At 66.4% G+C, this 4,101-nt stretch carries 2 protein-coding genes; both read left to right on the top strand.

What is annotated here, in order from left to right:
* Window positions 1-2,273, top strand: a 2,273-nt coding sequence (locus tag EOD07_RS25125; protein WP_206519546.1) for an NAD-glutamate dehydrogenase domain-containing protein, incomplete at its 5' end; no start/stop codon positions are given.
* Window positions 2,274-2,532: 259 nt separating this feature from the next.
* Window positions 2,533-3,906, top strand: coding sequence for an MFS transporter (locus tag EOD07_RS25120; RefSeq protein ID WP_127237337.1), 1,374 nt, complete (start codon window positions 2,533-2,535; stop codon window positions 3,904-3,906).
* The last annotated feature ends 195 nt before the right edge of the window (window positions 3,907-4,101 follow it).

Here is a 4,101-nt window from a genome sequence, read left to right as displayed (position 1 = left end):
GCTTCTATCCCAAGAAGCTGCCGATGAGCGCCGGGCGCGACGCCATCTTCGAGGCCGGCACCTCGGCTTACAAGAACTTCGTCTCCAGCCTGCTCTCGATCACCGACAATATCGGCGTCGACGGCGTCATCCCGCCGGCCGGCGTGGTGCGGCGCGATCCTGACGATCCGTATTTCGTCGTCGCCGCCGACAAGGGCACGGCGACCTTCTCCGACACCGCCAACGCGATTTCCGAGAAGCACCACTTCTGGCTGGACGACGCCTTCGCCAGCGGCGGTTCGGCCGGCTACGACCACAAGAAGATGGGCATCACCGCCAAGGGCGCCTGGGAAGCGGTGAAGCGGCATTTCCGTGAGATGAACCGCGACATCCAGACCGCGCCCTTCACCGTCGTCGGCGTCGGCGACATGTCGGGCGACGTGTTCGGCAACGGCATGCTCTTGTCGCCGCAGACTAGGCTGATCGCCGCCTTCGACCATCGCGACATCTTCATCGATCCCGATCCCGACATGGCGGCGTCGATGGCCGAGCGCCAGCGCATGTTCGCGCTGCCGCGCTCGTCCTGGCAGGACTATGACAAGTCGAAGCTGTCGGAAGGCGGCGTCATCGTCTCGCGCAACCAGAAATCGATCACGCTGCCGCAGGCGGCCGCCGCCGCGATCGGCCTCTCCAAGACGACGGCGACGCCGGTCGAGATCATGAACGCCATCCTCAAGGCGCCGGTCGATCTTCTGTGGTTCGGCGGCATCGGCACCTATGTGCGGGCTTCCGGGGAAAGCAATCAGGATGTCGGCGACCGCGCCAACGACGCCATCCGCGTCACCGCGCTCGATGTCCGGGCGAAAGTCATCGGCGAAGGCGCCAATCTCGGCGTCACACAGCGGGCGCGCATCGAGTTCGGCCTGAATGGCGGACGCTGCAATTCGGACGCCATCGACAATTCGGGCGGCGTCAACTGCTCCGACGTCGAGGTCAACATCAAGATCGCGCTGGCGTCCGCCATGCGCAAAGGCTCGCTGGCGCGGCCGGCGCGCAACAAGCTGCTCGCCGAAATGACCGACGAGGTGGGCGCGCTGGTGCTCTCCAACAACTATCAGCAGACGCTGGCGCTGTCGCTGGCGCGCAAGCGCGGCCTTGCCGACATCGCGCACCAGGCGCGTTTCATGACGGCGCTGGAATCGCGCGGCCTGCTCGACCGCGCGGTCGAGACGCTGCCCTCGCCGGCGGCGCTCGCCGAACGCGAGGCGCGCGGCGAGCCGCTGACCAGGGCCGAGCTCGGCGTGCTGCTGGCCTATGCCAAGATCGTGCTGTTCTCCGACATCGTCGCCAGCGACGTGCCGGACGATCCGCATTTCGACCGCGACCTGATGGGCTATTTCCCGGAGCGCATGGCGAAGAAATTCGCCGGCGAGATCCGCGACCACAGGCTGCGGCGCGAGATCATCGCGCGCGTCGTCGCCAACGATCTCGTCAACCGCGGCGGACCGTCCTTCGTCAACCGGCTGCAGGAGGCGACGGGCCGCACCGCGGCCCATGTCGTGCGCACCTTCGCCGTGGTCCGAGACGGCTTTGCGCTGCCGGCGCTCTACAAGGAGATCGACGCGCTCGACAACCAGATCGACGGCCAGATCCAGCTCGATCTCTACCAGGCGGTTAGCCGGCTTATCTTTGTGACCAGCGGCTGGTACCTGAAGAACGATGCAGGCTCGGCGCCGCTCAGCCAGCGCATCGCCGAATTGCAGGAAGCCCGCAAGGCGCTCGAGCCGAAGCTGGTATCGCTGCTGCCGGCCTTCTCGCGCGAGCGCATCGAGGAGCGGCGGCATGGCCTGTTCAAGGGCGGCGCGCCGGAAAACCTCGCCGGGCAGCTCGCCTTGACCGAGGTGGCCGAGCTGATCCCGGATGTCGCGCTCACCGCACGCACCGCCAGTGCCGACATCGTCAGCGCGGCCAAGGCTTTCTTCGCCGTCAGCGACGCCTTCCGCATCCCGCGCGTCGAGGAAGCGGCGCGCTCGATCATGCCGCCGGATTATTACGACCAGCTGGCGCTGTCGCGCGCCACCGACACGATCGGCGTGGCGCGCCGCGGCATCGCGGTGGCGGCGCTGACCGCGCACGGCACGGCCGCGGATCCGGTCGCGGCCTGGCTCGAAGCCGGCGGCGAGCGCGTCGCGCGCATCCGCGAGCGGCTACAGGCGCTGACCGAAGGCGGCGACATCACCGTGTCGCGACTGTCGGTAGCCTCCGGCCTGATGAGCGACCTGACGGGGATGTGAAGTTCCTCTCCCCGCCAAGGGCGGGGGAGAGGTGGCCGCGAAGCGGCCGGAGAGGGGGCTTCGTAGGGCGGAGACTTTCCTCCAACGATCGTAGCTGCTCCAGTCGCCGCATTCCCCTCTCCGTCTCGGCTTCGCCGAGCCACCTCTCCCCACTGCGTGGGGCGAGGAAGGCAACGGCAGCGCCAGCTTGTTCATTTGCATCGCTGCCTGAAAACATGCAGACATGGCGCCCGACGCGAGCGATGCCAGGGGAGAAAGCATGGCGGCAGTAGAGACAGTGCAGCGGGCATCGGGGCGCGGCATCTGGGGCTGGATGTTCTTCGACTGGGCGGCACAGCCTTTCTTCACCGTCGTCACCACCTTCATCTTCGGACCCTATTTCGTCTCGCGCATGGCGAGCGACCCGACCGCCGGACAGGCGGCCTGGGGCTACGGCATCGCCGCGGCCGGCCTGGTCATCGCGGTGCTGTCGCCGGTGCTCGGCTCGATCGCCGACCAGACCGGGCCGCGCAAGCCGTGGATCGCCTTCTTCGCCACGATCAAGATCGTCAGCCTTACCTTGTTGTGGTTCGCCGCGCCGGGATCGAACCTGTTCCTGGTCGTGCTTTTGTTCTCGCTGGCTTCGGTTGCGGCCGAATTCTCGACCGTGTTCAACGATTCCATGATGCCGCGGTTGGTGCCTAAGGAAGAGATCGGCCGCATCTCCAACGTCGCCTGGGGCCTCGGCTATCTCGGCGGCATGGTGGCGCTGATCTTCGTGGTGCTGTTCCTGGCCGGCAATCTCGAAACCGGCAAGACGATCATCGGCCTCGATCCCTTGTTCGGCCTCGACCCCAAGCTCGGCGAGGACGCGCGCTTCACCGGACCGATGTCGGCCGGCTGGTATTTCCTGTTCATCCTGCCGATGTTCTTCTTCACGCCCGACGCCACCAAGGGAATTCCGATCGGGCCGGCGGTGCGCGAAGGCCTGTCGGAGCTCAAGTCGACGCTCGCCGAGGTGCGCCAGCGCAGCGGCATACTGCGCTTCCTCCTGGCGCGCATGATCTATCAGGACGGCGTCAATGCGCTGCTCGCGCTCGGCGGCACGTTCGCGGCCGGCATGTTCCACTGGTCGATCACCGAGATCGGCCTCTTCGGCATCATCCTCAACATCGTCGCCATCTTCGGCTGCTGGATCGCGGCGTGGCTCGATACCGCCCTTGGCTCGAAGCATGTGGTGATGATCGCGCTGGCGATGCTGTCGGTCGCCACGATCGGCGTCGTCTCGACCGGCCCAGGTTTCACGCTGCTCGGCCTCATTCCGCTGTCGACCGCCGATTCCGGCGGCCTGTTCGGCACCGCGGCCGAAAAAGCCTATATCCTCTATGGGCTGCTGATCGGGCTCGCCTTCGGCCCGGTGCAGGCTTCGTCGCGCTCCTACATGGCGCGCAGCGTGACCGCCGCCGAATCCGGCCGCTATTTCGGCATCTACGCGCTGGCGGGCCGGGCGACCAGCTTCCTGGCGCCGTTCATGGTGGCGACCATAACCGCCATGAGCGATTCACCACGGCTCGGCATGGCGGCAATCATCCTGTTCCTCGGCATCGGCATGGCGATCCTGGTCGGAACGCCCTATCCGGCGGACAAGCGGTAGGAGACGCTTCGATAATTCTACTCCGCTGGCCGCTTGCCGCGGTTTTCTGCGCTTCCGGTGCTCACGGACCTGAAAGTCCGCTCCGCTCCGGTTCTCGAAAACCGCACCAATCGACTCAGCGGAGCGAATTCTTGAAGCATCTCCGCGCCGAGGATCAATGCCTGAAGTGCCTTACGCCTGTGAAGACCATGGCGA

Source organism: Mesorhizobium sp. M2C.T.Ca.TU.002.02.1.1 (assembly GCF_003997225.1).
This window is presented reverse-complemented; position numbering and strand designations above follow the sequence as displayed.